The 25,734-nt window shown below is 63.8% G+C and carries 18 protein-coding genes; 6 read left to right on the top strand and 12 right to left on the bottom strand.

What is annotated here, in order from left to right; all coding sequences use genetic code 11:
• Positions 1-17: 17 nt before the first annotated feature.
• On the top strand, positions 18-1,202 hold the full coding sequence (locus CFB47_RS33840) for an acetyl-CoA C-acyltransferase (RefSeq protein WP_089463825.1): 1,185 nt from the start codon (positions 18-20) through the stop codon (positions 1,200-1,202).
• Between the two features lie 230 nt (positions 1,203-1,432).
• Here CFB47_RS33840 and CFB47_RS33835 read toward each other — a convergent pair whose 3' ends face one another.
• The 5 genes from CFB47_RS33835 to CFB47_RS33815 form a co-directional block, all read right to left on the bottom strand.
• On the bottom strand, positions 1,433-3,055 hold the full coding sequence (locus tag CFB47_RS33835) for an AMP-binding protein (protein WP_089463824.1): 1,623 nt from the start codon (positions 3,053-3,055) through the stop codon (positions 1,433-1,435).
• A 493-nt stretch (positions 3,056-3,548) separates the two neighbouring features.
• Positions 3,549-4,676: a porin gene (locus CFB47_RS33830; RefSeq protein WP_089463823.1), complete on the bottom strand. Its 1,128-nt coding sequence runs from the start codon at positions 4,674-4,676 to the stop codon at positions 3,549-3,551.
• A 154-nt stretch (positions 4,677-4,830) separates the two neighbouring features.
• Positions 4,831-7,971 carry an efflux RND transporter permease subunit gene (locus CFB47_RS33825; RefSeq protein ID WP_089463822.1) on the bottom strand — a complete coding sequence of 1,047 codons (3,141 nt, stop codon included), beginning with the start codon at positions 7,969-7,971 and terminating at the stop codon, positions 4,831-4,833.
• The gene (locus CFB47_RS33820) at positions 7,968-9,071 is read right to left on the bottom strand and encodes an efflux RND transporter periplasmic adaptor subunit (protein ID WP_256946822.1); all 1,104 of its coding nucleotides are present in this window, start codon (positions 9,069-9,071) and stop codon (positions 7,968-7,970) included. The genes CFB47_RS33825 and CFB47_RS33820 overlap by 4 nt, the downstream gene beginning before the upstream one ends.
• A 44-nt stretch (positions 9,072-9,115) precedes the next feature.
• A complete protein-coding gene (locus CFB47_RS33815; RefSeq protein WP_089443989.1) occupies positions 9,116-9,703 on the bottom strand; it encodes a TetR/AcrR family transcriptional regulator in 588 nt (195 codons plus the stop codon).
• Between the two features lie 81 nt (positions 9,704-9,784).
• Here CFB47_RS33815 and CFB47_RS33810 point away from each other — a divergent pair, with 81 nt between their 5' ends.
• A complete protein-coding gene (locus tag CFB47_RS33810; RefSeq protein WP_089463820.1) occupies positions 9,785-11,185 on the top strand; it encodes a TolC family protein in 1,401 nt (466 codons plus the stop codon).
• Positions 11,186-11,285: 100 nt separating this feature from the next.
• Here the strand turns inward: CFB47_RS33810 and CFB47_RS33805 are convergent, their stop codons facing one another.
• On the bottom strand, positions 11,286-13,724 hold the full coding sequence (locus CFB47_RS33805; RefSeq protein ID WP_089463819.1) for an AsmA family protein: 2,439 nt from the start codon (positions 13,722-13,724) through the stop codon (positions 11,286-11,288).
• 253 nt (positions 13,725-13,977) lie between these two features.
• Here CFB47_RS33805 and CFB47_RS33800 point away from each other — a divergent pair, with 253 nt between their 5' ends.
• Positions 13,978-15,783, top strand: coding sequence for an alkaline phosphatase (locus CFB47_RS33800; protein ID WP_089463818.1), 1,806 nt, complete (start codon positions 13,978-13,980; stop codon positions 15,781-15,783).
• 16 nt (positions 15,784-15,799) lie between these two features.
• Here the strand turns inward: CFB47_RS33800 and CFB47_RS33795 are convergent, their stop codons facing one another.
• Entirely contained in the window at positions 15,800-15,946 is a 147-nt protein-coding gene (locus tag CFB47_RS33795; protein ID WP_076841491.1) for a DUF3096 domain-containing protein, read from the bottom strand.
• Between the two features lie 904 nt (positions 15,947-16,850).
• On the opposite strand from CFB47_RS33795, the gene CFB47_RS33790 reads away from it, so the two are divergent.
• Together CFB47_RS33790 and CFB47_RS33785 are read left to right on the top strand one after the other, a co-directional pair.
• A complete protein-coding gene (locus tag CFB47_RS33790; RefSeq protein WP_089463817.1) occupies positions 16,851-17,726 on the top strand; it encodes a phytanoyl-CoA dioxygenase family protein in 876 nt (291 codons plus the stop codon).
• 594 nt (positions 17,727-18,320) lie between these two features.
• Positions 18,321-19,589, top strand: a complete 1,269-nt coding sequence (locus CFB47_RS33785; protein ID WP_089463816.1) for an aminotransferase class III-fold pyridoxal phosphate-dependent enzyme — start codon at positions 18,321-18,323, stop codon at positions 19,587-19,589.
• A gap of 305 nt (positions 19,590-19,894) precedes the next feature.
• Here CFB47_RS33785 and CFB47_RS33775 read toward each other — a convergent pair whose 3' ends face one another.
• From CFB47_RS33775 to CFB47_RS33755, 5 genes are all read right to left on the bottom strand, one after another.
• Positions 19,895-20,191 (bottom strand): EthD family reductase, encoded by a 297-nt coding sequence (locus CFB47_RS33775; protein ID WP_089463815.1) that lies wholly within the window; start codon positions 20,189-20,191, stop codon positions 19,895-19,897.
• Between the two features lie 51 nt (positions 20,192-20,242).
• Positions 20,243-20,932: a hypothetical protein gene (locus CFB47_RS33770; protein WP_089463814.1), complete on the bottom strand. Its 690-nt coding sequence runs from the start codon at positions 20,930-20,932 to the stop codon at positions 20,243-20,245.
• 204 nt (positions 20,933-21,136) lie between these two features.
• Positions 21,137-22,285, bottom strand: a complete 1,149-nt coding sequence (locus CFB47_RS33765) for an MFS transporter (RefSeq protein ID WP_256946821.1) — start codon at positions 22,283-22,285, stop codon at positions 21,137-21,139.
• 245 nt (positions 22,286-22,530) lie between these two features.
• The gene (locus tag CFB47_RS33760) at positions 22,531-23,409 is read right to left on the bottom strand and encodes a phytanoyl-CoA dioxygenase family protein (RefSeq protein ID WP_089429440.1); all 879 of its coding nucleotides are present in this window, start codon (positions 23,407-23,409) and stop codon (positions 22,531-22,533) included.
• Positions 23,410-23,430: 21 nt separating this feature from the next.
• Positions 23,431-24,288, bottom strand: coding sequence for an NAD(P)-dependent oxidoreductase (locus tag CFB47_RS33755; RefSeq protein WP_256946820.1), 858 nt, complete (start codon positions 24,286-24,288; stop codon positions 23,431-23,433).
• Between the two features lie 778 nt (positions 24,289-25,066).
• Here CFB47_RS33755 and CFB47_RS33750 point away from each other — a divergent pair.
• Positions 25,067-25,696 carry a TetR/AcrR family transcriptional regulator gene (locus CFB47_RS33750; protein WP_089464282.1) on the top strand — a complete coding sequence of 210 codons (630 nt, stop codon included), beginning with the start codon at positions 25,067-25,069 and terminating at the stop codon, positions 25,694-25,696.
• The last annotated feature ends 38 nt before the right edge of the window (positions 25,697-25,734 follow it).

Here is a 25,734-nt window from a genome sequence, read left to right as displayed (position 1 = left end):
ATTCATGAGGATGTCATATGATTGATGCCGTCATCGTTTCCACCGCGCGCACGCCGATCGGCAAGGCCTATCGTGGTGCATTCAACCTCACGCACTCCCCCACCCTGCTCGGTCACGCGATCCGGCATGCCGTGCTGCGCGCCGGGATCGAACCGGATCGCATCGAGGACGCCGTCATCGGCTCGGTGCTCAACGCGGGAACCGCCGGCAACAATGTCGCCCGCCAAGGTGTGCTGGCGGCCGGGCTGCCTGCTTCGGTCGGCGCGCAAACGCTTGACCGGCAATGTGCGTCGGGCCTGATGGCGATCGCCACGGCCGCCAAACAGATCATGTGCGACGGAATGCAGGTGGTGGTCGCGGGCGGCCAGGAAAACATTTCGGCGGTACAGACGCGCTACTTCGAGTGGACGCGCGCCGACCAGGATCCCAACGTGCTGGCCGTGCAACCGGCCGCCTACATGCCGATGCTCGAGACCGCCGAGTTCGTTTCCCGCAAGTACGGGATCGCTCGGGACGTGCAGGATCAGTACGCGCTCGATTCCCAGCTGCGCACCGCCGCCGCGCAAAAGGAAGGCCGCTTCTCGGACGAAATCGTCCCGATCACGACACAGATGCTGGTCGTCGACAAAGCGACCGGCGAAACGTGGCGGAGGGAAGTCACGCTCTCGCAGGATGAGGGCAATCGTCCCGGCACGACGCTCGAATCGCTTGCCGCGCTCGCACCGGTGGTTGACGGTGGCGTGGTGACCGCCGGGAACGCCAGCCAGCTGTCGGACGGCGCAAGCGCCTGCGTGCTGATGAACGGCAAGACCGCGGAGCAGATCGGCGCAACGCCCCTGGGCATCTATCGCGGCATGACCGTCGTCGGCAATGCGCCCGAGGAGATGGGCATCGGCCCCATCTACGCGATCCCCAAACTCCTGAAGCTTCATGGCTTGACCGTCGACGACATCGGACTGTGGGAGCTCAACGAGGCTTTTGCCTGCCAGGTGCTGTACTGCCGCGACAAGCTGGGAATCGATCCGGCCCGATACAACGTCAACGGCGGCAGCATTTCGATCGGCCATCCGTACGGGATGACGGGCGCCCGCCTGGTCGGACACGCCCTGATCGAGGGCAAACGACGCGGCGCGCGCTACGTCGTCGTAGCGATGTGCGTGGGGGGCGGCATGGGTGCGGCCGGCTTGTTCGAAGTCGTCTGACGGAGCGCGCCTTTACCCGCAGAGCGAATGGGGCGGCAGCCCCGCTCTTGCGGGCCTTGCAGACCTATCCGGGGATGCGTGAGCGAACCTTGTATCGCAAGCGCGCCTGATGCGCCATCGCACCAGGCGCCGACGCGCGCCGGACTTTTTCCGTGCTTCCATTCGCGTGCCGGTTAAGATGCGGGTGATGCCGACCGCTCAATCTGCCGGCATCACCTCGGTCGATCACGTCAATGGTTCGGCACCCGCAACTCGCGCCGCAGGATCTTCCCGACGTTGCTCTTTGGCAGGCTGTCGCGAAACTCGATGCTTTTCGGGCGCTTGTAACCCGTCAGCTGGCCTTTACAGAACGCCATCAGGTCTTCGAACGTCAGCGCCGGATCTTTCCTGACCACGAACAGCTTGACGGCCTCTCCGGAATGCTCGTCGGGTACGCCGATCGCCGCGACCTCGTATACGCCGGGATGGTTGGCGACGACTTCTTCGATCTCGTTCGGGTAGACGTTGAAACCGGACACGAGAATCATGTCCTTCTTGCGATCGACGATTCGCACGAAGCCCGCTTCGGAGATCGACGCAATGTCACCCGACCTGAAGAAGCCGTCCGCGGTCATCACCTTCGCGGTCTCGTCCGGCCGCTGCCAGTAACCCGCCATCACCTGCGGACCACGAATGCACAGCTCTCCGGCTACGCCGGGCGGCAATTCGTTGCCGTCGTCGTCCCGGATCGACACTTCCGTGGAGGGCAACGGCAGGCCGACGGTGCCGTTGAACTCACTCCCGGTCACGGGATTGATCGCGACGCAAGGAGATGTCTCGGACAGCCCGTATCCGTCGATGATCGTCGCGCCGGTCATCTCCTTCCAGCGCCTGGCGACGGCTTCTTGCGTGGCCATCCCGCCACCGCTGGCCAGCAGCAGATTGGAGAAATCGAGGCGCGAGAATTCAGGATGATGGAGCATCGCGTTGAAGAGCGTGTTGACGCCCGGAAAATTTGTGATCTTGTATCCGGCGAGCGACTCGATCATCCCCCCGATGTCCCGCGGATTCGGCACCAGGATGGAAAGCGCACCCATGTGCATCGTCAACAGGCAGCAAACATTGAGCGCAAAGATGTGATAGAGCGGAAGTGCCGCCACCGTGACGAGCTGCGTCACGTCAGGGCGCAAATCGCGAGCCGGTTTGAGCCAGAGGTCCGACTGCAATACATTCGCGACGATGTTCCGATGCAACAGCGTCGCGCCTTTCGACACCCCGGTTGTCCCGCCCGTATATTGGAGAAAAGCGACATCGTCCGGCGACTGGGAAACCGGTACGAATGTGCCCCGACGTCCCTCCTCGATCGCATCGTCAAATGCCGCATACGGGCTCGGCTTCTGTTCCGCGCCGCGAGCGTTGCCCTGCGCGGCCACCAGAACATGCTTCACCTGCGTGTGCGCAAGGACTGCATCCAGCGTTGCCGTGCAGCCGTCGAGAATGACGATCGCCTCCGCGCCGCTGTCATTCAGCTGGTGTTGCAGCTCGCGGGGCGTATAGAGCGGGTTGACGTTGACGACGACGTAGCCGGCGCGCAGGACTGCACAAATCGAGATCGGGTACTGCAGCACATTCGGCATCATGATGGCGACCCGCGCACCCCGCTCGAGGCCGCGTGACTGCAGCCACGCGGCCAGTGCTGCGGACATGCTGTCGAGTTCACCATAGGTGATCTGCTTTCCATCGCACGCAAACGCCGGCTTCGCGTGAAACCTGCTGAAGCTTTGCTCGATCAATGCACTGATGTTTCGATACGCGCTGGAATCAATCTCTGCCGGAACGCCCGGCGGATAGGCATCAAGCCAGATCCTTTCCATACCCAATCTCCTCTGTCCCGTTTGAATAACTGCGCGACGCCAACCTCCTCATCACGCGCGTGAATATGCCGGGACGCCTCGAACCCGCGAGACTCATCCCTCGTCGCAACGATAGGGCTGCGTGGTCGACCGCCAGTCAGCGACGCCGTGAATCACGTCGTCGGCAGACCGTTGACGGGCGACGGCCACCATCCTGTTTGTTTCGCCTCCGTCGCACCCTGCCTGGCAGGCAAACTCATGCCCCCCCGAGACGCGACTTCCGAATCAGGGGGGCTACGCCAAAATTGGTCAATTGATATGGTCATTTGACCATACAGGGACGCTTGCAGCAACTTGGTAGTTGCACGAGGCTGCGACGCGGGACTTGTCGATGCCATACTCGAGCCGAAGCCCGGGCCATCGGTGTCGAAGTTCGTCGAGGTTGCTCGTGGCGTCCGTCAAAACGCACATCGTGTACGTTTACTCAGCTCATGCAGGACGACCCGCGTGACGCTTAGAAGCGGTGACGCAGGCCGACCGTCGCGGCAGTCTGGCTGACCTTCGAGCTCGGGAACGCGTTGATATCGCCGTTGTAGATCGACGACCCCAAACCGGCACCCTTCGTACCACGCTGGTACACCATCTGAGCGTAGACGTCCGTACGCTTCGACAGGAAGTAGTCGGCTTGCACGCCGAACTGATTCCAGTGCGTGCTGTTGCCGTTCAGTTTCGCATTCGTATACGTATAGGCTGCGCCCAGGCCGAGTGCCGCCGTCAGGTTGTACTTTGCGTTGACTTCGTAGTTGTCGGCGCGCAGCGTACCGGCACCGTTCGTCTGGTTGTCGAGGCGCGATTGCGTCCATGCCGCGCCAACCAGTGCCGGGCCAAATGCATACGTTGCCGCGATGCCATACGTGCGGCTGCGGCCCTGGATTCCGTATGCAGTGCCATTGATCGAATCGACCGACGGGTTCACCGCGCCCGACGTGGACAGGCCAGCGTTGTTAGCTTGCGAGTACGCCGCACCCAGCTTCAGGCCTTCAAACTGGTACGACACGCCGGCGCTGTACGCACGGTTATTCGCAAAGTTCGTGCTGTTCGAGAACGAGTACGTGCCGCCGAATTGCAGGCCGGCATAGTTCACGCTCGTGTACTTGATCGTGTTGTTCAGCGCGACGTCGCCGTTCGTGCTCAGGCGGTCATTGTTCAGCGGGTGTGCGAAGTACGTGCCGCCCCACGAGCCCGTTGCCGTCAGCGGCGCCAGGTAGTCTTGCGTCGCGTCGTATTGCTTACCCAGCGTGACCGTGCCGTACTGGCTCGACAGACCGACGAATGCCTGGCGGTTGAACATGCCGCCGTTGCCGTTCGCGAACTTGCCGTTGCCGAGGTTGAAACCGCTTTCCAACGTGAAGATTGCCTTCAGGCCGCCACCGAGATCTTCCGAGCCACGCAGGCCGAAACGGCTCTGGTCAATGCCCGACCCCATCGAGAAGCGCGACTTGCCTTGGCCTGATGCGGTCTGGACGTTGCTTTGATAGGTCAGGCCTGCGTCCAGCACGCCGTACAGCGAGACGCTGCTTTGCGCGTATGCGACGGTGGAGAACGATACTGCAGCTGCTGCAGCGATCAACGTCTTGTTCATTCGTGAAGCTCCATTCAAAAAAGAGGCAGGTCTCGCGACCTCGTTCATAAACGGCCGGCAACCGCCAGCCACCGGGAGGACCTCGTGCTGTTGGTCGCCCCCGGGTTTCCAAGGCGCCCGCATCGACGGGCGCTAAAGGGTCAGGCGACCCGTTTCAACATTTCCCGGGCGCATCGACAGCGCCGGAACCGAAGAACTTCCGGCTCCAGCCGGACAGCCTGTCGCTGAACAGCAGTTCATACAGCACCGGCACCATGCCGAGCGTGATCAACGTGCCGAGCAGCAGGCCGCCCATGATGGTGACGGCCATGCCGGTCCACAGCGTGCCGGCGAACAGCAGCAGCGGAATCAGGCCGGCGATGCAGGTCAGCTTGGTCATCACGATCGGCCGCAGGCGCGCCACGGCCGCCGCGACGACCGCTTCGCGGCGCGACTTGCCGGCCGCCAGCTCGACCTCGATACGCTCCAGCAGCAGCACCGCGTTGTTGACGATGATCCCGGCCAGCGACAGCAGGCCGAAGTTCGCCATGAAGCCCAACGGTTCGCGGGCGATGATCAGTGCGGGCCCGACGCCGATCATCGCGAACGGAATGATCCCGACGATCAGCAGCAGCTTGCGGAACGAGCCGAACTGCCAGATGAACAGCACCAGCATCGCGACCACCGCGTGCGGCAGATACTCGCCGAGCGCCACGTTGGCCTCGGCGGACTCCTCGATTTCGGCGCCCAGCTCGATCCGGTACCCCGGCGGCAACGCGATCCGGCCGATGGCCGGCGCGAGTTGATCGACCGCCTGCTGCGCGGTGCCGTGGGTATTGCGGCCCTTCACGGTGAGCGTGCGCATCAGGTCGCGGCGTCGAATCGTCGACGGCTCGGTATTCAACGTGACTGTCGCAACCGCGGACAGCGGAACCGGCGCGCCGCCCGCAGCCGGATGGATCAGCGTATTGGCGAGATCTTCCGGCCGCGTGCGCTCGGCTTGCGCACCGCGCACGACCAGCGGCACCAGCGTATCGCCGTCGCGCAACACCGACACGTTGACGCCGGAATAGCGCGTGGCCAGCGCCGTCGAGATGTCCTCGCTGCTGACGCCCAGGCGCCGTGCCTTGTTCTGGTCGATCTCGACGTCGACACGCGGCACGCGCGGCCCCCAGTCGTCGTGGATCTGCACGATGCCCGGCTGGGTATGCAACGCCGCCTGGATCTTGCGGCCGATCTCGCGCAGCACGGCTTCGTCGGGACCGGACACGCGATACGCCACCGTGCCCGCGTCGTGGGCGCTGCGCGAGAAGCGTTTCGCATCGGTTCGCACCTCGGGATGGTGTTGCGTCATCCACGCCTGGGTTCGGGCGATCACGGCGTCGAGATCCTGCGGCTTCGCGACGCTGACCGTGACGTAGCCGATATGCGACGCAGGCAGCGGCGGATTGAGCACCAGGACGACACGCGGGCCGCCGTCGGCGACATAGCCGATGCTGGTCGTCACCTCGGGATTGCGCTTGCGATCGTCGAGCCAACGGCTCAGGTCGCGGACCACGTCGCGCGTGAGCCGCGCATCGCTCCCGGGCTGCAGCTCGATTTCGACCTGGAACTGCGGCCGGTCGGAAGCCGGCAGGAACCCGGCCGGACGCGTGGCCAGGATCGCGAGCGCACCGACCAGCAACGCAGTCATCACGACCAGGAACCGCCCCTTGTGGTCGAGGACGCGGCGAATCAGGCGCGCATAGGCACCGTAGAAGCGGCTTTGCTTGACCGTCGCGTCGGCATCGTGCTCGTGCGCATCGCCTTCGCCGTGATGGCCGGATTTCAGGAAGAAATAGCAGAGCAGCGGCGTCACCGTCAGACAGAGCAGCCACGACCCGAGCAGCGACAGCGTGAGCACGACCACGAGCGGGCGCAGGTATTCGTTGGTGGCGGTGTCGCCGAAGAAGAACGGCGAGAACGCGAAGATGATGACCAGCGATGACGTCAGCAGCGGGATCGCGAGCGTACGGCCTGCTTCGATGCACGCGTGACGGCGCTCCTCGCCCGCGGCTAGGCGGCGTTCGACGTCCTCCGCGATCACGATGCCGTTGTCGACCAGCAAGCCGAGCGCGATGATGATCGCGGCCATCGACACGATGTGCAGTTCGATGCCCAGCGAGCGCATCACGAGCAGCGTGGCCAGGATGGTCAGCGGCACGATGCCGCCCACCACGACGCCGGCGCGCCAGCCGAGGAACAGCACGACGACGATCATCACGATCACGATCGTCTCGATCATCACCTGGTTCATGCGGCCCATTTCCCGCTCGACCACGTCCGCCTGGAAGGTCACGTAGTCGAGCGAAAAACCGGCGGGCAACTGCTGCTTCAATTCGTCCAGACGCGCGCGCAGCGCCTGGCCGACCGCCTTCACGTTCTGGCCTTTGCGCATCGAGACGCCGAGGACGACCGCGTCTTCGCCGCGGTAGATCGCCGCGGACTCGGGCGGGTCGACGGGCCGGACCTGCACCTGCGCGATGTCGCCCAGGCGCACGGTGCCCGGCGCGGCGTCCGCGCGCGTGCCGGCCGGCGGCACAGTGAGCGTGAAATCCTGCAGCGCCTGCAGCGAGCGGATTTCGCCGGAGCTGACGACCGCGCTGTTCAGGCCCGACACCACGAGCCGGCCGCCGGACTGCACCACGTTCTGCTTCTGCAGCTGTTGCATGACCGACGCGGTGGACAAATGCAGCCCCGCCATTCTGGCGCGGTCGAATTCGATATAGACGCGCTCCTCCTGCAGCCCATGAAAGCTGACGCCCTGCACGCCGGGCACGCGGTACAGCCCTTCGCGCAGCAGCTTCAGCGGTTCGCGCATCTCGCTCATCGAAAACCCCGGCGCGGTCACCGCGATGGACGCGATCGCCACGCGACCGAAGTCGTCGTCGATCTGCGGAGGCAGCGTGCCGGCCGGGAACAGCGGCACCGCTTCTTCGACCTTGGCGCGCATGCGCTGCAACACCGGCATCAGTGCATGCACGTCTTCACGCAACGAAACCTGGAGGATCACGCTGCCGTCGCGCACGGTGCTCGCGACGTGCTTCAGTTCGTTCAATTGACGCAGGCGCTCTTCCAGCGGCCGGGCGACGAGCTGCTCCATCCGCTCGGCCGGCACGCCGGGGTTCGCGACGAACACCAGCGCGTCGCGAACGGTCGTGGAAGGTTCCTCCTGGGACGGGAACGTGAGGAACGTGAACGCGCCGGTCACGAGAATCAGCAGCGCGACAAAGAAGGTAAGCCGGCTGGAATTGAGTGCGGCCTGGGTCAGCTTCACGAGCGCGCTCCCTGTAGAAGGGTCTGCGCCCGATACGTGACGACGGACTGGCCCTCGTTCAGGACGGCCGTCCCCGCGACCACCACCTGCTCGCCGGCGCGCAGGCCTTGCGTCACGGCGACGCGCCCGCCCGGAAGCAGCTGGTCGTCCGTGCGGATCGCGCGACGCTTCAGCGTCTGGCTGGCGCCGTCGATGACGAAGACGCTGCCTCGGCCGGCTTCCGTGCCGGCCATGACGGCCGCCGCCGGCAGCGTGATGTCATGCGCGTCGCCGCGCGGCAGCGCGACGGACAGCACGCCGCCACTGCGCAGCCCGGAAGGGGTACCCTGGACCCGGAAGATGGCTTGCACCAGCGAACCGTTGTCGCTCCGGCCGGACAGCCGTTCCATGGTCAGCGTCACGCGATCCGTGCCGCTGACCCCGTGGGCTTCGGCGCCGGGTGCAAGCGTCGCGGCGATCGTGTCCGGCAGCATCACGACGGCTTCCAGCGCGCGGCCGGCCTCCATCTGCAGCACGCGCTGGCCTGCGGCGACATCCACGAACGGCTGGACCTGACGTGCGACGATTTCGCCGTCGAACGGCGCCGTGATGCGCGTGAACGCGAGATCGCGCCGGGCGCTCGCCACCGCGGCCTCCGCGACACCCAGCTGGCTCGCGGCCTGCTGATGCGACGCCTGTGCGGCCTGCAACGCGGGCGCGGAAATGATTCCGTCGCGGGCGAGTTCCTCCTGCTGACGCAGGTGGGTGCGACGCTCGGCCAGGGTCGCGGCGGCGGCGGCACGATCGGCCGTCGCCTTGTCGAGCCGCCAGCGTGCCGGCGACTCGTCCAGTCGCGCGAGCACCTGCCCGGCGCGGACGCGATCGCCCACGTCGACCAGCATCGCGACGACGCGGCCCGACGACTCGAAGCCGAGGTCGGTGCGCTGGCGCGCGCGAAGCGTCGCGACGAAGGTGTCGGCATGTGCCTGGCCGGCACCGCCGGCCACTTCGACCTTGACGGGCCGCGGAACGTCGGCAACCGGCGCGGCGGACGGCTGACATGCCGACAGCAGCGTTGCCGAGACGAGCGCGCAGAGTACCAGCCTGCCCGCTTGAGGCATGGAACGGGAATGCATCGTAAAACCTTCGAAATGAATGAGGGAGCTCAGGGAAGCTTGCGAATCGCGCTTTCCAGCGTGTCGCGCAACACTTGGCGCTGCTCGGGCGTGAACCGGTGCAGGTTGAGCACTTCGAGCAGGGCGATGCCGTCGAGGGCGACGACCAGCGCGAGCACCTGCCCCGCATCGGGGCCGCTTTGCGCAACCCGTGCATAGCTGCGCGAGAAGAAATCCCGCACGGGACCGGCCAGATGCGGATACAACGACGTGGCGGCCAGCAGGTTGGCCAGCAGCAGGCGGCGGTCTTCCGGCATGTCGAAGGTCAGCTTCGACAGCTCGGCCATCGACGACTTCAACGGCTTCGCGGAAGCGTCCGCCTCACGCGCGTCACGTGCCTCCTGCGCCCGCAGGTCCAGCATGTCCAGTTCGCCGACCACCCGCTCGATCAGCGCAGCCAGCAAGTCGTCGCGCGTTTTGAAATGGTAGACAAGGCCCGCTTTCGTGACCTTCGCGGCAGCGGCCACGGCTTCAATGGTCAGGTTCTGGATACCCTGGCTGGCCACGAGCTCGGCCGCGGCATCGAGAAGACGGTCGCGTGAACTGCTGCGGCCGGCTCGTCGCTCGGAAGTCGACATGGTGCATCTCCTTGGGATTGAAACTTAACTATACGTACAGTATAGTTTCACGAACTCCATGTCAAGACTCAAGGTAAATCCATGCCGACCGCTGTTTCCCGCCCCGTTTCCGCGCACCGAGCGCTGACCTGTCTTGCCGTTGCCGCGACACTCGCCCTCGGCGGCTGTGCAACCGCCCCGCCCAGCCACGTCGCCACGACGCCCGCCGTTACGGCGCCCTCGCAATGGGCCGAAACGTCCCCCGGGAACCAGGGCACCGTCGGCGACATGTGGTGGCGGGATTTTGGCGATCCGGTGCTCGATCGGCTCGTGGACAGCGCGCTCGATGCCAACCGCGACCTGAAGATCGCCGCGGCGCGCCTCGCGCAGGCGCGCGCGCTCGGCGACAGCGCCGAGGCGGAGCGCCGCCCGCGGCTGGATGCGATGGTGCGCGGCGAGCGCGGGCGCGAAAACAGCGTCGATCCGCGTGCGGAGCGCAGCGGCGTCGGCTTGCGTGCCGCGTGGGAAGTCGATCTGTTCGGGCGCGGTGCGTTGCTGGTGGACGCCGCACGGTCCGACAGCGCCGTCGCTCGCGATGCGCTCCGCGCGGCCCGCATCGCGCTGGCCGCGGACGTCAGTACCGCCTACTTCGAATTGCGCACGCTGGAGCGGCGCTCCGCGCTCAAGCGCGAGGCGCTCGAGGTTGCGCAAAGGCAGGCGGTCGTGGCAGCGCGCAAATTCGCCGCGGGCCAGGTGACGGCGCTGGATGTCGAGCGCTGGCGTGCCGAACTGGCGCAGGAACAGGCGTCGCTTGCCCAGCTCGATGGCGAACACCGGGTGCGCTTGCATCAGCTCGCGCTGCTCGTCGGCAGCCCCCAGGCGCCCGAGCTCGGCGCGCAAGCCGTGCCGGCCGCACTGCCCGCGCCGCCCGCGACGGTGTTGCCCGCCACGCTGCTCGAGCGCAGGCCCGACGTGCAGCGTCAGGCGCGTGCGCTCGACGCCGCGCTCGCCCGTGCCGGCGCTGCCCGGAAAGAGGTCTATCCGCGCCTCCAGATCGAGTGGGCCGGAACGAAGGAAAGACTGGCCGCGGTCGGCGACGGCGCCGCGCCTCGCGTGGCGGTCGGCTATGGCGTGTCGGTGACGCTGCCCATCCTCGATGGCGGCCGGATTCGCGCCAACGTCGCGGTGCACGATGCACGCGCGCAGGAAGCGATGGCCGAATACGAAAAGGCCATGCTGGCGGCGCTCGTCGACGTCGAGACGAGCCTGGCCCGATGGTCCGCATCGGATCGCTCGATGCAGGAGTGGCAGCGCGCCGAGGCAGCCGGCAAGGTCGCCGCCCGCAATGCAGCCAGACTGTATGACGCAGGCCAGGCCGACATGAGCGATGTGCTCGCCGCACGCCACGCGCACCTGCGGTCCCGCGACGCGCTGGAAACGGCAATCGGCGCGCAATGGGAGGCCGCGGTCGGCCTGCGCCGCACCTTTGCCGGGGCCGTCTAGGCGGCCTCGCCGATGCGTCCGCGACGCTTGCGTATCGACGACGCGCGCTGGCTGCACCCACGTCGGCGCGAAGCATCCGCGTTGCTATCGCACACCACACTCACTTCGCATGCCGAAGTTCGCCACCCACTGGCGCGGAAGCCGAGGAAGCCGCCGACGGCGCATTCATGTACGCCGGCGCGGCCTTCGTCTTCTGCCGGACACCCGGCGGTGGCGCCGTCGGGCGCCGCTCCATGTCGGCCAGCATCTGCCCGCACGGCAACGGACGGCTGCGGCCCGGCTGCAGCAGCGCGAGCAGACTGGCGAAGGGGTTCAGCAAGCCCAGCCCGACCGCGGCGCCGCCCCGCGCGATCAGCGGGCCCGCCTTCACCCCGACGTGCGGTTGCTTGAAGGATCCGGTGACGTACAGCGGCGAGCGGAGCGATATCACCCGGAATCCCTTGGTATGCGGATGGATCGTCAGATTCATGGTCTCGTCCCGCAGGTTCACGTTGCCGTCCATGCCGATCACCGCATCCTCAGTGTCGAGCGCGAATACGCGCGAGTCGAGCACGCCGTTGGTGGCCACGAAGTCGGCTACGCCGCAGTTGATCTTGACGTCACGTGTGCCGAACAGTTTCTCGTACACCACGTTGGCGACGTTCAGCCCCGCGGCTTCCATCAGCAAGAGGCTCACCGTGCCGTCGGTCACCAAGGTCTTCACCTCGCCGTTGGCAGTCGCGGCCAGCGCCGCCGGCGAATTGCCGGTGGCCGATAGCGCGGCATCGCCGTTGACCTCGCCGAGGGCCGTTTGCATCACCGTGAAGGTCGGGAACAGTTGCTTGAGTTTCAGATGCCGCGCCTGCAGCGAGAACCGCCCTTTGAGCGGTACGCCGCTGCCGTCCAGGTGGATGTTCGACGCCAGCGTCCCGCCCGCGACACCGAAGTTCAGCGGGTTGAGCGTCAGCACGCCGTCACGCATCACGAGATGGGTCGACAGGTCGGTGATCGGCAGGCTCGCGGTCTTGACGATGCGCCGACCGGTGAATCGAACGTCGGCGTCGATCTTCTTCCAGCGGTCCGTGCGAAATGTCTCGACCGGCAACGCCTTGTTCGTGGGCTGGGCGACCGCGGCGCCCCGCCGCGCCTTGCTGGCATTCGTGTCGGCGCCGATGAGCGGCGCGAGGTCGGAGAACTGCAGCAGCCTCGACTCCAGCGTGCCGGACAACAACGGCCTCGGTTCGCGCGACACGTACACCAGCGTGCCGCCGAGATCGCTACCGCCGACGCGTCCCGTGAAGTTCTCGTACTTGAAGACGTTCCCGGACGCCCGGAACTGGCCGACCAACCGGCCGTCGGTCGCATAGGGCGAGGTTTCGGGCAGCGTGATGCCCGTGACGTCGTACAGCTTCGCCATGCTGGTGCCCGCCAGCCACAGCCGGAGATCGACCGCGGCCAGGTGAGACGGGTCCGTCAGCGTGCCGACCAGCGCCAGGTGCGTATCGCCGAAGCGCAAATCGGCCTGAACGGGAAACGGACGTTGCGCGCCGCGCACGTCGAGCAAATTGCCGATCTTGCCCGTGCCGGCGACCTTGCCCTTCTTGTAGGTTCCCTTGACGGTCCAGCCGATCGTGTAAGTGCCGACGCCGGTGGTGGCCGCGGGCGCCGAGGCCGTCGAGGCCAACGACGACGCCGAGCCCGGTGCGGCGGTTGCGCGGGCGTTCGAACTCGCCACTGGGCCTGATGCAGCCGGCGCGATCGCGGTGCCGGATGTCGTCGCAACAGCATGCGAAGCCGCGGCCAGGGCTTGCGAAGCCGCTGCCGATGCGCGTGACGCCGCTTCGGCCCCCGATGCAGGCACCACCGGTTGCGCCGCACCCGCGTGTGCCTGGGCCGCGAGCTTCTTCTGACCTGCCGGGCCGACGGCCCGTGCCGATTCGTGGTGCGCCAGCGCCTCTTGCTGTTTCATTACCGCGTCGAACGGGATCGGCTGGCCAAGCGTGTCGATCACCGCGCTCAGGTCGAACTGCTTCTGCTGGTCGTAGTAGCCAAGATTGCCTTGGGCAAACGCGATCTCATGCAGGTCGAGCGCCCATCGGCCCGACTGGGCAGACTGCTTGAACTTGAACGTCCAGTTGGCTCGCCCATCCTTCAGGCGTTCGAGGTCGACGGACGGATTGACCAGATCGATTGCCGGAATCACGATGCGGCGTGCCAGCAGCGGCAGCGCCTCGACCTCGAAACTGATCGCGTCCAGCGTGACGAAATACTTCGTGCGCGCCCAATCGGGGTTGGCGATCGTGACATTGTGTGCGATGAATCGTGGCCAGGGCACCCACGCGCGCCATCCGTGCTCGCTCGCGGGCCGACGCCACCCGACCTGCAGGTCGCCGTTGATGGCGAACTGCCGTCCGATCGCGTCCGACACCTTGTCATCGATCCAGGGCCGGGCTCGATTCCAGTCGAACGTCACGATGACGATCACCAGTGCGGCAAGCGCCAGGGCGACGCTCACGGCAAGCCACGCGGCCGCCTTGCCGACGCTGTGGCCGATGTGCATTGCTCACTCCCCCAGTTTGCTGCCCGGTATCCAGCAAGACGCGTTCCTGCGGACAGGAGCCTTCCGCCAGATGACGTGCGGGCATTCGAAATGGGGTTCTCACGACTTTCCGGTCGTCGTGCTTCGCAGTAACGTTCCAGAGCGATTGCTCCCCTGCCGCGCGCGGCGGGAGCGGTGGCAAGCTGCCGGGCGCGAGAAGCAGGCGCCCGCCGCGGCGCTTCCCGCATCCACGGGATGTCGATCGGGAGGATCAATGGATCGTCGCCTTTTCCTCAAGTCGTCGGCTTTTTTTACCATTGCGGCCGCCGCCGCCGTCAAGCACGACGTTTCACCGGCGCCCCTGCGGGGCAGCCCCGTGCGCAAGCCCCTCCTTCGATTCCCGCAAGGTGTTGCCAGCGGTGATCCGCGCGATCGCTCCATCGTGTTCTGGACGCGATGCGTTCCGGTCTCCAGCGGCGTGCAGCACGATGCAAAAGGCGTTGCGCGCGCGATCCCGCTGCGACTCGAAGTGTCGACGCGGGCGGATTTCTCGACGCTCGTCGCCCGCGTCCCGTTGCGGGCGCTGGCCCTCTACGACTTCACCGTGCGCGCGAAGGTGACGGCCTTCTCGCCGAAGACCACCTACCACTACAGGTTCGTCGCCGGCGACGACGTCAGCATGACGGGTGTCGCGCGCACCGCGCCGGCGGCAAACGAGGCCAACGAACGGGTTCGCTTCGCGTGGCTCACCTGCCAGGACTGGAGCGTCAACCACTGGCAAGCGATGACGTTGCTGGCCGACGAGCGCGACCTCGATTTCATCGCGCACGTGGGCGACTACATCTATGAAACGGTCGGGACCGCTCCCCCCGGCCGTGCCGAACCGGCGCATCCTCCGCCGCACCTGAGCGGCGGCAAGGTGCTCGCGGACGGCCGCGCGTATGCCGACACGCTCGACGACTACCGGACGCTCTATCGCACCTATCGAACCGATCCGCGCCTGCAGACGCTGCACCAGCGCCTGCCGATGATTGCGATCTGGGACGACCACGAATTTTCCGACGACTGCTGGCAGGATCATCAGGTCTACACCAACGAAGAGCGGCAGGAAACGAAGCGGCGCCGCAACGCCAGTCGCGCGTGGGCGGAATACATGCCAGTGGATTGGGACGATGTGCGCTTCGAGCCGGACAATCCGTCGTACATGAACATTCGCATCTACCGCGATTTTCGTTTCGGCATGCTGATGCATCTGGTGATGACGGACGAGCGGCTCTATCGCGACGACCACGTCGTGAGCGAGGCCGCTGTCGCACGGGCGCACGGGCACGACCCGGTGCATGGGGACGACGCAGCCGGCTCGCGCTACTTCGTCAAGCAGGACGTACTGCAACGTGAAGAGGCGCGCGAAACGCGGCAGCTCGGCCGCCCGCCGTCGATGCTCGGCCCGGAGCAGACACGATGGTGGAAAACCTTGATGAAGGACTCGCCGGCCACCTGGAAAGTTTGGGGCAACGAAGTGATGTTGAACCGTCTGTGGTTCGTGATGCCGGGCGCACCCGCGGCGCCGGCGGCCCGCCTCGTGGTGGATTGCGACGCATGGGACGGCTATCCCGCGCACAAGCACGAACTGCTCGCATACCTGAGGGAGCACGGGATCCGTAACGTCGTCGCGATCACCGGCGACCTGCATGCCTTTCAGGGCGGCGTCGTGCGCGACGATCCCGATCCCGCGACGGGGGTGCCGGTCATCGTCGATTTCGTCTGCGCCGGCATCAGCAGCATGTCCTTCTATACGTACCTGAAAGCCGCATGGAACGGCACACCGCTCGCGTCGATCGTGGCGACCCCGGCCAGGCTCGACCGCTTCCTGACGGCGAACAACCCCGATCTGTGCCACGCCGACCACGACGCGCAGGGTTATGCATCGGCCACCGTCACGCCGGAATACTTTTCCGTCACGTTCAACAAGGTGAAGCCGTTGAACCCGGACGGCACCGCGCCCGCGGATGCACTGCTCGGCCGCACGCGCTTGACGGTGCCCAGGGATTCAGTCGAGGTACGCATCGAACGTATCTAGACGCCGACGCGGCGCGTCAGTGGAAATGTCCGCCGAACAGCCCAAGCAATCCAATGACGATCAGGTAGATCGCGACGATGTAGTTCAGCAGGCGCGGTACCACCAGAATGAGAATCCCGGCGATCAGCGAGACCAATGGGCTCCAGTTCGTGAATGTGTGCATGGCGTTGCCCTCATGACAATAGATCGCGAAATCGCTGGGTGAAGCGCCTCACCGAGACACGACGGGCATGTGTCGTGCAGCGTTTCATTGCGGGCCCGAGCGATTTCCGTGCCTGGCTCGGCGCGCGAGCCCCTGTGACGATACTGGCATGCCTTCAAGCCATGGCGTTCGCGCATCTCACGGCGCTTGGTCGTGCCAAAGCCGTCACGCGCCGCGGCGTCGGGACGGAATTGACAAGGGCTTGAAAAATCGTCCGCAGATCGCGTGCCGGGAAGGATGTCGATCGTGGCACCCGCAAGGGGACGGGAAACGGTCCCGTACAAGGACGCTTATGACGAGCGAGCAGCTTGCGTGCCCGGTTGTCTGGTTCGCGCCACACCGAGCCCGTATGGGCGGGCCGGAGCGTGATCCTAAACGTGTCGAGGAACGTCGTCATCGGCGTGGCCATTCGATCCCGAATCACGCCTCGTCACACCGCGCCACGCGTGATCACACCTTTCACATCCACGCTGGAACGATCGCTCTCCTTTCATCAGCAACACCCTTCAAAAGCGACGGGTTAACCATGATCGACCATCGAAAAACGCCATGTTAACTTCCTCGATCATACGACTTGGTCACTTGACCTGATTTGTCGCGAATACGCCAGTTCACCGGAAAAAACCGGCGAATACCTTCATGTCTGTCGCTTACGGGACCAGTACTGGAGCACCCGGAGGTGGCGACAACGTCGGGAACCACGTACGTGTTCCGTCAACTGGCGTAACAGGAACGAATGGCAGTAAGCGAAGGCATACGCAGTCAAATGACTCAGTCAGAAATTCGACTTGATGTTCGGATCATCACCCGAATCAGAACGTGACGCCGCGTCTGATTTACCCGTCCACGCAACTTCGAGGCAAACATGAACGCAACTATTCAGACCATTCAGGACGCGCTCCCCACCGTTCCCAAACAGACCAGCGCGCAAGAGATCGTTTCGCTCATGAACCAATATGGTGGAGTCCGAATCAAGCATTATCTGACCCAGGAGCAGGTCGCGAACATCAATCGCGAGGTCGATGCGCCGCTCGAGCGGCTTCGCGAAGGGTCGTCGCACGACAACGAACTGATCAAGGATTTCCACGGCACCTATACGAAGCGCCTGACGAACATGGTCACGCACAGCAAGACGTTCGGAGACGTGCTGGACGACGACCTCTTTCATGAACTCGGCGAGGTGCTGTACCGCGAAGAGTCCGGCGACTGGTGGCTTTCGACCGCGCAGGTCATCGACATCGGCCCGGGCAACACGGCACAGATGCTGCATCGCGACGTCGGCAATTTCCCTCCCCTGTGCGCGCTCGGCGTCAACGGGCCGACGGTATTCACCAACCTCATGATTGCGCTGACGCGCTTCACCGAGGAAAACGGTGCCACCCGAATCATTCCTGGAAGCCAGAACTGGGACGAGGATTACTTCGACAGCAAGGGCACGCCCGACATGACCATTGCCGCCGAGATGGATGCCGGCGACGCGTTGCTGTTCAGCGGAAAGGTGATCCACGGTGGCGGCGCGAACGTGACGAAGAACGAGCGCCGGCGCGGGCTCACGATTCCGATGCAACCGTCCTACCTGACGCCGGAGGAAGCGTATCCGTTCATTGTCGAGATGGACACCGTGCGGCGCCTGTCGAAACGCGTTCAGCGAATCATCGGCTTCCGCTCGCAATATCCGGCCGGCACGCCGGGCCTGTGGCAAGTCGACTACGACGATATCGCGACGCATCTCGGTCTCTGAGCCACGAACAGACACCTGCATCCATCCGGGAGGGGGATCCTCTTCCACGGATTCCGTAATGCACATGCACGGGCCACGACAGCATCACCGCCAGCGAAACACCCCATGAAGATCGACCTGACGAATCGCGTTGCGATCTTGAGAACGATGCGGGGATTGCGCGCTTTTCCAGGGATGGCCCTCAAGAATCGACTTTCTATTGCACCTCATCCAATTCAGGAGCGTGATCATGGTGAAGCGTTTATTCGTCGCAATCTCTCTCGTTATCGGGCTACTTCTTGTATTAAGTCCGGGATTCATGGTTCTCTACCATATCGAGCACTACGACTCGAGCCAATAGGCTTCCGCTGGCAAGATCGAACATGCCGGCGTAGCCTCGCGCGCGGATCGTGTCGAATGCGGTCCGCGTGACGCAGCAAGGCTGCATTCGCGCAGCGAGTTAGCCGGCACGTCGATCCAACGACGAGACGCGAGATTTCGGATGCGGCATTCCCCAACATCCCGGGGGTTCAAATATATGGTCACGTGACTCAGTCAAGAGAATTTATATCGGGTCTGACGTTCCCAGAACGAATTTTTCACAAGGAGTCGCACATGGACAGGCTGGCAAGGAAGAACGAGTGGTTCGCAAGAGCCGAAAAGGTCATCCCGGGCGGGATGTACGGTCACCAGAGCGTCAAGTATCTGACGGAAGATTTCCCGCTGTACTTCGCAAAAGCGAAAGGGTCCCATCTCTGGGACGTCGACGGCAACCAGTACATCGACTACGTGTGTGGCTACGGCACGAACCTGTTCGGCTACGGCAACGAGCGGATCGAGCAAGCCGCGGCCCTCCAGCTGCAGAAGATCGACACGGCGACAGGCCCCAGCGAGGTGATGGTTCAGCTTGCCGAGGCGCTCACCCAACAGGTCAGCCACGCCGACTGGGCGATGTTCTGCAAGAACGGCTCGGACGCCACGTCGATGGCCATGGTGATCTCGCGCGCGTATCGCGAGAAGCGGAAGATTCTCGTTGCGCGCGGCACGTACCATGGTGCATCCCCGTGGAACGTGCCCTATACGACGGGGATTACCAAGGAAGACCGCGCTCACGTCGTCTACTTCGAGTACAACGATATCGAGAGCCTCAATGCCGCCGTCAAGAGCGTCGACGGTGACGTAGCGGCCATCTACGCGACGCCGTTCCGGCACGAAGTGCTCTACGACCAGTTTTTCCCGTCGATCGAGTACGCGAAGGAATGCCGTCGCCTCGCGGACGAGCAGGAAGCGCTTCTGGTCGTCGACGAGGTCCGCACGGGGCTGCGCCTGTCGCGTGATTGCTCATGGTCGGACTGGGGCGTGCACCCGGACCTCAGCTGCTGGGGCAAGGCCATCGGCGGCGGCTATGCGATCGCGGCGGTGCTCGGTTCGGACAAGGCACGAGAGGCGGCGACGAACATTTTCGTCACGGGCTCCTACTGGCTCTCGGCCGTGCCGATGGCCGCGGCCATCGAAACGCTGCGCCTGGTACGTGAAACCGACTACCTCGAACACACCAGGCGGTTGGCGGACATGCTGCGCGCCGGCCTCGCCGAGCAAGCCGAGCGGCATGGCTTCGAACTCAAGCAGACCGGGCCGAGCGTCATGCCCCAGATGCTGTTCGCGGGTGACGACGAGCTCGTGTCGCGCGGCCGGGCGTGGACGTCGGAAGTCATCAAGAATGGCGCCTATCTCCACCCGTGGCACAACATGTTCTTCACGGCGAGCCATACCGACGAAGACATCGCGCGGACGCTCGAGGCGACGGAAACGGCGTTTGGCGCGATCAAGCAGAAGGCGGTGGCAGTGAGCCGCCTGGATATCCTGGACACCGTGCAGCGTTGATGCCGGATGCTGGATGAGCCTTCGGCCTGCGGCCGAAGGCTGTATTGCCGAGCGCATTCGCCCGGCGTCAAAAACCTGAGCGGCCGCGTGGGCAATCGACACGCCCGGCTTCAGGCCAGGCTCAATCCACTCCCGTACCGCGTCTTCGTCAAGTTCCAGTCGGTCTTCCCGCCCGCGGCCGACCGGCATTCTGCTTCGAAGGTCTTGTTTCTTCGTCGTCAAGGCACGAGTGCATGGGTCCACGCAGACACTTTGCCTCAGACCTTCTTGCCCTCGCAAACCAGGTTCGGTCGTCGACGACTCGGTCAGTCGCCGGCGCGGAAGATCGCCGGTTGGACGTGGGTGAAGTTCCGCACATCGCCGACCACCTCGGCTGTTCTGGCCGAAGCCAGCGCAGCGTCGATTCCAGCCTGATCGCTGAAACGCAACAGCGTGACGCAGGCAAAAGGCTGCGGGCCCGGAGCCGGAAACAGAACCTCCACCGACTGCAGGCCACATTCGCCCCACGCCGCCCGGACGAGCGACACGTGGGTGGCGAGATAGTACTCGCGATCAAATTCCATACCCTCTACAGCGGGATAACTCACGATCAAGGTAGCCATATCCGATCTCTCGCATGAAGATTCAAATACATTCCCGCAGGAACGCGACCATTACTGCGGCTTTCGCTCCAGGCGACCAAGGGTATAACCCCGAATCAGATTCCCTTCCTTTTCCTGCACCCGTTCCAGCGCACAATAGGCGTAATACAGCGAAACCGACATATAAGACCAGGAAAGCAATGCAAATATATAGAAGATCATATGATCGCTGTCGCCAGGGATATGAAAGAAGTCGTAGACGGTCGCAATGATCTGCGTGGATACGAGCGTCAGGATCACGCTTGCAGCATTACGATACTCTCCGGCATTCGCCAGTTTCTTGACAACGTAAATGAGGTAAAGCGAGAACAACGACCACATCACCAGATAGAAATACGGCTTGGGTCCAACCATGAAATCCGCGGTCCACAAAATGACCGTCCCCACCAGCGCCCCCACCGCATACAACACGTCGCCGACAATCGATGGTTTATATCGATGCGTAACCGACATCATGCCCGCAACGATGATGATCGGCACGCCGAAACCTCTTGAAAACGCGTCGCAGAAAAGCGAGATGCTGAAAAAGATCGCCTTGCCGGTCAAGGCATTGATCATCAAATTCGTTGCCGAGAACGTCACGACCAGCGACTCGAATCCGAGGAGGCCATTGCGCTTCCGGAAGTACTTCACGCCACAAATGAACGAAGTCACGATCAACGCGAGATCAGCCAGGCAATAAAGATAGAACTTGAGTTCCATGAAAAAACTCCGTGATCGTCGAGATATTTGTCTTCCGCCATGTTCGTCATCCACGTTCACGGCAGTCTCTTGCGCTGCCCGTCGGCGCGAGAGGACGCTTCCAAGCGATGTCTGCTCCGCACTGGCATGTCAGGCATGCCGGCGCCGCCCAGGTACCGGTGCGGTCAGTGCGGCCGCGCTCGGTTGATCGCTTCGCCGCGCACGTCAGGCGACCGCGGCTTCGGCGTGTTTTGCCTTGAACTGCCGGATCGCCACGCTGGTCAGAAACATCGGCACCACCAGCAACCCGACGGAGAGCCAGCCGACCGCATGCAAACCGGCCACGCTGAACACCGTGCCCGCAATCGCCGGGCCCACCGTCAGGCCAAGATTGATTGCCGACGCACAGGTCGCGGTGCTTCTTCCGCTGGCATCCATTTGCGAAAGTGCCGCCACCATATAAGGCGCCACCAGCGTGGCGCCGGCACTGACGAGCGCCGTCGACACGAGAAACGCCCACTTGCCGCCCACGCAATACATGCCCAGGCTGCATGCGATCAACAGCGCGAGTCCCAGGGCGATCGGCTTGAACAGACCCAGGCGATCGCCCAGCCAGTTGACCACCACTCCCACCGGCAACTGGAGCGCCGCATTGAGCATGAACAGCATGCCGAGTTGCTCCGCTTCGACGCCCCGGGTCGCAGCGACCTCAGCGGCAAATCCCATGAGGGCCGTCTGCGACACGTAGATGAAGAATGCGCTGACCAGAATCCCTCGGACGTCACTGGATTTGATGGCGTCCTTCGCGACCGCTTCCTCGCTTGCGTTGACGGCAGGATGCATGAACGCGCCGAAAAACAGCGCCGCCACGACCACGGCGAGCTGGACGGCATCCACCCCGATAGGACCCATCTTCACATTCAGGATCGGTACGACGTACATCGCACAGGAAAATATGACGGCCATCGCAACGGCGACTTGCGCCGCGATCTTCTCCGGGTGCTTGACGTGTGCAATCACCCCATACGCGCACACGCAGCTGACGCCCAACGCGGCGCCGAGAACCAGCTTCGCTGCGACGAATACATAGAAATTATGTGAAAACATCGCACACGTCGACAGGACGGCAAGCGCTGCCGCAGCGAGCGCGCCCGTTCTCTTGTTCAACGTCGCCGTGTGACGACCGAAAACGATGATGGAAAGCGAAAGACAGAGCAGCACCGCGGACGCGAGCCAACCGGCGGTGCTTTCGGACAGCCCGAACCGGGCCATCGATTCCTCGATGCTGAATGGGAGCAGGTAGGTGGGCGTCCAGACCACGGCTCCTGTATAAAGCAGCGCGATTTTTCGGATTCCCTTGATTTCGACACTCACGATCGACTCCTTGTCGTTTGCACGAATACGAGATCGCGACGAGGCATCGAATCGCCCGCTTGCTCGCGTTCATACCGGCACTGTTTCGAAGACTGCTGCATCCAACCGAAAAATCGCACGATCAGAACGGCTCGCTGTGCACCGATCCAGGCATCCCGTCGAGCGACCACGATGCCATCCAGATGATGGAATCGCCCGGTCTCCGCATGAGAACCGGGTCACGATTCCATCACCCAACCCGGGCGTTAATCGAAATGCCCGACCTCGAGGAAATCCTTCATCTTCAACAGGTCGTTCGGATCCGACATTTGGCCGTTACGCTCGACGAAGCCGGCGAAAGTCGTGCCGTACGTCCAGCCGAGCAGGCGCTGCAGCTCTTCCGGATAGCGCTTCACGCGTTCGATCGGCAGCGTGAGGTACTGGTTTTCTTCCTGCCGGAGGATCGCCAGGTCATACGACATCGTCAGGCCGGTGCGCGGGGCATCGCTGGTGTTCTTGCCGCCGCCGTGATACGTGGAGCCGATGAAGAACAGCGCATCGCCGGCCGACATGGTCGCGGGAATGGCTTCCTCCTGCGTGGGCATGCGCTCGTCGTCCCACTTGTGGCTACCCGGGATGACGAGCGTGGCGCCGTTTTCCGCCGTGAAGTCCGATACGGCCACCATCACCTGGAACCGGGCCTCGCGCCCATAGTTCGGGTGCCGCCAGAGCCACACGGAATCGTCACGATGCAACGGCTGAAGGCCCTGACCCGGCAGAATCTGGATGGCTTGCGTCACCCCCACCTGAATATCGGGCGCGACATCGACCTGGTTCTCGCCGCTCCAGATCTTGATCGGCGTCTGCAGGATGCTGCGCGCCGCACCCAGATAGAGCGGATGCAATGCAACCTCGGCCATCCAGTCGGTACGCGCGAAGAGGCGCGAGACACGACGCGTCTGTGTCCCTGCGAAGTAATCGTCGACTCCGTTCGGAGCGGATTCGAGCGTGTCAAAGAGCGTACGCTGGATTCGCGCAAGCAAATCGGAATCGAGAAAGTTCTTGACGATCGCTCCGCCATCCTGCCGAACCGCATTTGCGAGATCTTCAGGAGTGCTACCACTTGAAAGGCGCTGCAACGACATGATGAATCCTCCAACAAATTTTCAATGATTAAAAAGTGCAGCGTATCCTCGGTCGCCACTGCCTTCTGCAATGGATGACAGGATGCGCTCACGGAGCGCCTTCAGAATTCGCGGCGGCTGCCCGATATCTTCCTGCGCCTGCTGAAACAGTTCGGTTGCGCGTGCGTAGATGTCGAGGTCTGCGCCGCGCGGTTGATAGTCGGACGCCGCCACGGATTCGAACAGACCTTCGATGAAGTGAGTCTGACCGGCGAGATAGGTGGGAATCAGGTCGCGAATCTCGTCGATCGAAATGCCCGAGTTCACGACGAATCTGAGACCTTCCAGGAAGGCTGCGCCAGCACCAAAAACGAACGTGCCCGTCAACCCGGCATCGAGCACGTTCGGCACGTCGGGTCGTGCACTGACGTAGGTGGATTGCGGAGCAATCTTCCGGAGCAGAGGCACCACTTCGCTCCAGATCTTCTCGTCGCCCCCAAAAAGGATAACGGCGTTCTCGCGGCCGATATCCGGCGGGAAGCACTGGATCGTTCCGCTGATGAAGTTTGCTCCGGCGCCACGCACGATTTGATCCAGCTTCTGGACCTCGGACGGGCGCCCCGTGGCCAGGTTGACCACCGTTTTCCCTTTCAGGCGCTCGCCCAGCGCCTCGAAGTCCGCCGCGAGATCAACCGGTGTCGCCGTCACGACGACGATGACGTCCGCCTCGTCAAAGGCGGCGGTGGCACGCTCGGCCACCCGGGCCCCCAGTTCGCGCAGACGCTGCGCCTTTTCAGCCTTCCTGTTCCAGACGACGACTTCCGCACCATCGTCGATCAGCGTGGCGGCAATGGCGGACCCCATCACCCCAAGGCCCAAGACGGCAATCACATGGCTCATTCGTATTCCCTATCGTTGTCGTTGACCGCACTACCGAGAAATGTCCTTCGTTCAAGTCAACCACACGAGTCATTAGACTTGGTCATATGACTATCAAGCAAGCCGTATGCCAATCGGATCCGGGTGTTCGCCCTTCGTGAAGGGCGGCTGACGCGCACGGTGGTGATGCGCATGCCCCGGTGCGGGGAATTCGCCGCACCAGATGATGCTCGGCGTCACGATCGCGGTGCAGGCGGTTGACTTGATCAAATGACCACGAATCTACAGGCACGAGTCTTATGCTTCGACAGGACATTGGGAATACGGAGTTTCCATTAGCCTCGTCATGAAGGTGTCGTACGAGCCAATACAGTGGCGCCCGTTCCACGATCCGCACGGCTGCTTTACCGCGCACGTGCGAGAGCCACCGTACCTGCGCCGCTCTGCGACAGCCTCATCGAAACAGGCACGCAAGCGCCGCTCGATGAGCGGAGCCACGCTTGATGCGCCGGGTCGATCCCCGATGAGCGAATCCGCTTCCTGGTTCACGAAGCATGCCGCCGAACCGCACCACCATGGCGATGTTCGCCCGGCGTCGCGACGCATCGACGTCGCCACCATGACCGGCACGTGCCTGCGAACGGCACGTCTCACGTCGCCCTGGCGGCGCAACATCCGCGCAGGAACATGCCTTGTGTTGCTTGCGAAATGCCGCCCATCGTCATGCTAATATCCGAGGATTCGACTACCCTGCATGGGTAGCGCCTTTGGACGAAGACATAAAACGGAGCGCTGGCTTATGCAGCGAGTACGGGCTGAAGTCCGCCGCCAGGACCTCGTAGCGGCGACTGTCGCGGTGATTGCCGAGCACGGTGTGAAGGGTGCCACGACCCGTCGCATCGCCGAGGCTGCAGGATGCCCACTGGCTTCCCTGCACTACGTCTTTCACTCAAAAGACGAGCTGCTCTTCGCCGTCTACGAATCCCTGATCGACTTGATCCGCTCGGATAGCCCCGAGCCTCCTGAGCACGGCACTCTGTCCGACCTGGCGGAATTCAACCTGCGCTCCGTCATGACCTGGTTCGAAGCCAACCCGACGTACGCGAAGACCCAGTCGGAGTTGTATACGTGGGCGCTCAGACACCAGCCCGACATGGCTATTGGCGCCCTTCGCATCTCCCAGGAAGGCGCCCGCGCCAACCTGACCGCCGCCGAGCCGCGTGCCGATGCCAAGGCGCTGGACGCCATCGCGCGGCTGACCATCGTCCTGATCGACGGATTGCTCTTCTCGTGGTTTGCCCAGGAAGATTCGAAACGTCTGGCTGCCGATGTCGACCACGCCAGCAAGATGCTGGCCGCCTACGCGGCGACACTGGCGGACGCCCGCCCTGCCGCCAAGACCCCTCGCAAGTCGGTACGGAAGCACTAAGCCGCTGCCGCCTGACCGACGCACCGGCTCCCCCGGTG

The organism is Burkholderia sp. AU27893 (assembly GCF_002223205.1).
In the GTDB taxonomy this organism is placed as follows: domain Bacteria; phylum Pseudomonadota; class Gammaproteobacteria; order Burkholderiales; family Burkholderiaceae; genus Burkholderia.
The sequence above is the reverse complement of the archived record's forward strand: the minus strand, read 5'-3'. Positions and strand labels throughout refer to the sequence as shown.

What these genes read in the sequence shown, in the direction of transcription:
- CFB47_RS33785 (WP_089463816.1), top strand. Translation starts at nt 18,321, where the DNA reads ATGGACAGGCTGGCAAGGAAGAACGAGTGGTTCGCAAGAGCCGAAAAG.
- CFB47_RS33835 (WP_089463824.1), bottom strand. Translation starts at nt 3,055, where the DNA reads ATGGAAAGGATCTGGCTTGATGCCTATCCGCCGGGCGTTCCGGCAGAG.
- CFB47_RS33795 (WP_076841491.1), bottom strand. Translation starts at nt 15,946, where the DNA reads ATGCACACATTCACGAACTGGAGCCCATTGGTCTCGCTGATCGCCGGG.
- CFB47_RS33830 (WP_089463823.1), bottom strand. Translation starts at nt 4,676, where the DNA reads ATGAACAAGACGTTGATCGCTGCAGCAGCTGCAGTATCGTTCTCCACC.
- CFB47_RS33770 (WP_089463814.1), bottom strand. Translation starts at nt 20,932, where the DNA reads ATGGAACTCAAGTTCTATCTTTATTGCCTGGCTGATCTCGCGTTGATC.
- CFB47_RS33805 (WP_089463819.1), bottom strand. Translation starts at nt 13,724, where the DNA reads ATGCACATCGGCCACAGCGTCGGCAAGGCGGCCGCGTGGCTTGCCGTG.
- CFB47_RS33760 (WP_089429440.1), bottom strand. Translation starts at nt 23,409, where the DNA reads ATGTCGTTGCAGCGCCTTTCAAGTGGTAGCACTCCTGAAGATCTCGCA.
- CFB47_RS33790 (WP_089463817.1), top strand. Translation starts at nt 16,851, where the DNA reads ATGAACGCAACTATTCAGACCATTCAGGACGCGCTCCCCACCGTTCCC.
- CFB47_RS33755 (WP_256946820.1), bottom strand. Translation starts at nt 24,288, where the DNA reads ATGAGCCATGTGATTGCCGTCTTGGGCCTTGGGGTGATGGGGTCCGCC.
- CFB47_RS33800 (WP_089463818.1), top strand. Translation starts at nt 13,978, where the DNA reads ATGGATCGTCGCCTTTTCCTCAAGTCGTCGGCTTTTTTTACCATTGCG.
- CFB47_RS33815 (WP_089443989.1), bottom strand. Translation starts at nt 9,703, where the DNA reads ATGTCGACTTCCGAGCGACGAGCCGGCCGCAGCAGTTCACGCGACCGT.
- CFB47_RS33820 (WP_256946822.1), bottom strand. Translation starts at nt 9,071, where the DNA reads ATGCCTCAAGCGGGCAGGCTGGTACTCTGCGCGCTCGTCTCGGCAACG.
- CFB47_RS33750 (WP_089464282.1), top strand. Translation starts at nt 25,067, where the DNA reads ATGCAGCGAGTACGGGCTGAAGTCCGCCGCCAGGACCTCGTAGCGGCG.
- CFB47_RS33775 (WP_089463815.1), bottom strand. Translation starts at nt 20,191, where the DNA reads ATGGCTACCTTGATCGTGAGTTATCCCGCTGTAGAGGGTATGGAATTT.
- CFB47_RS33810 (WP_089463820.1), top strand. Translation starts at nt 9,785, where the DNA reads ATGCCGACCGCTGTTTCCCGCCCCGTTTCCGCGCACCGAGCGCTGACC.
- CFB47_RS33840 (WP_089463825.1), top strand. Translation starts at nt 18, where the DNA reads ATGATTGATGCCGTCATCGTTTCCACCGCGCGCACGCCGATCGGCAAG.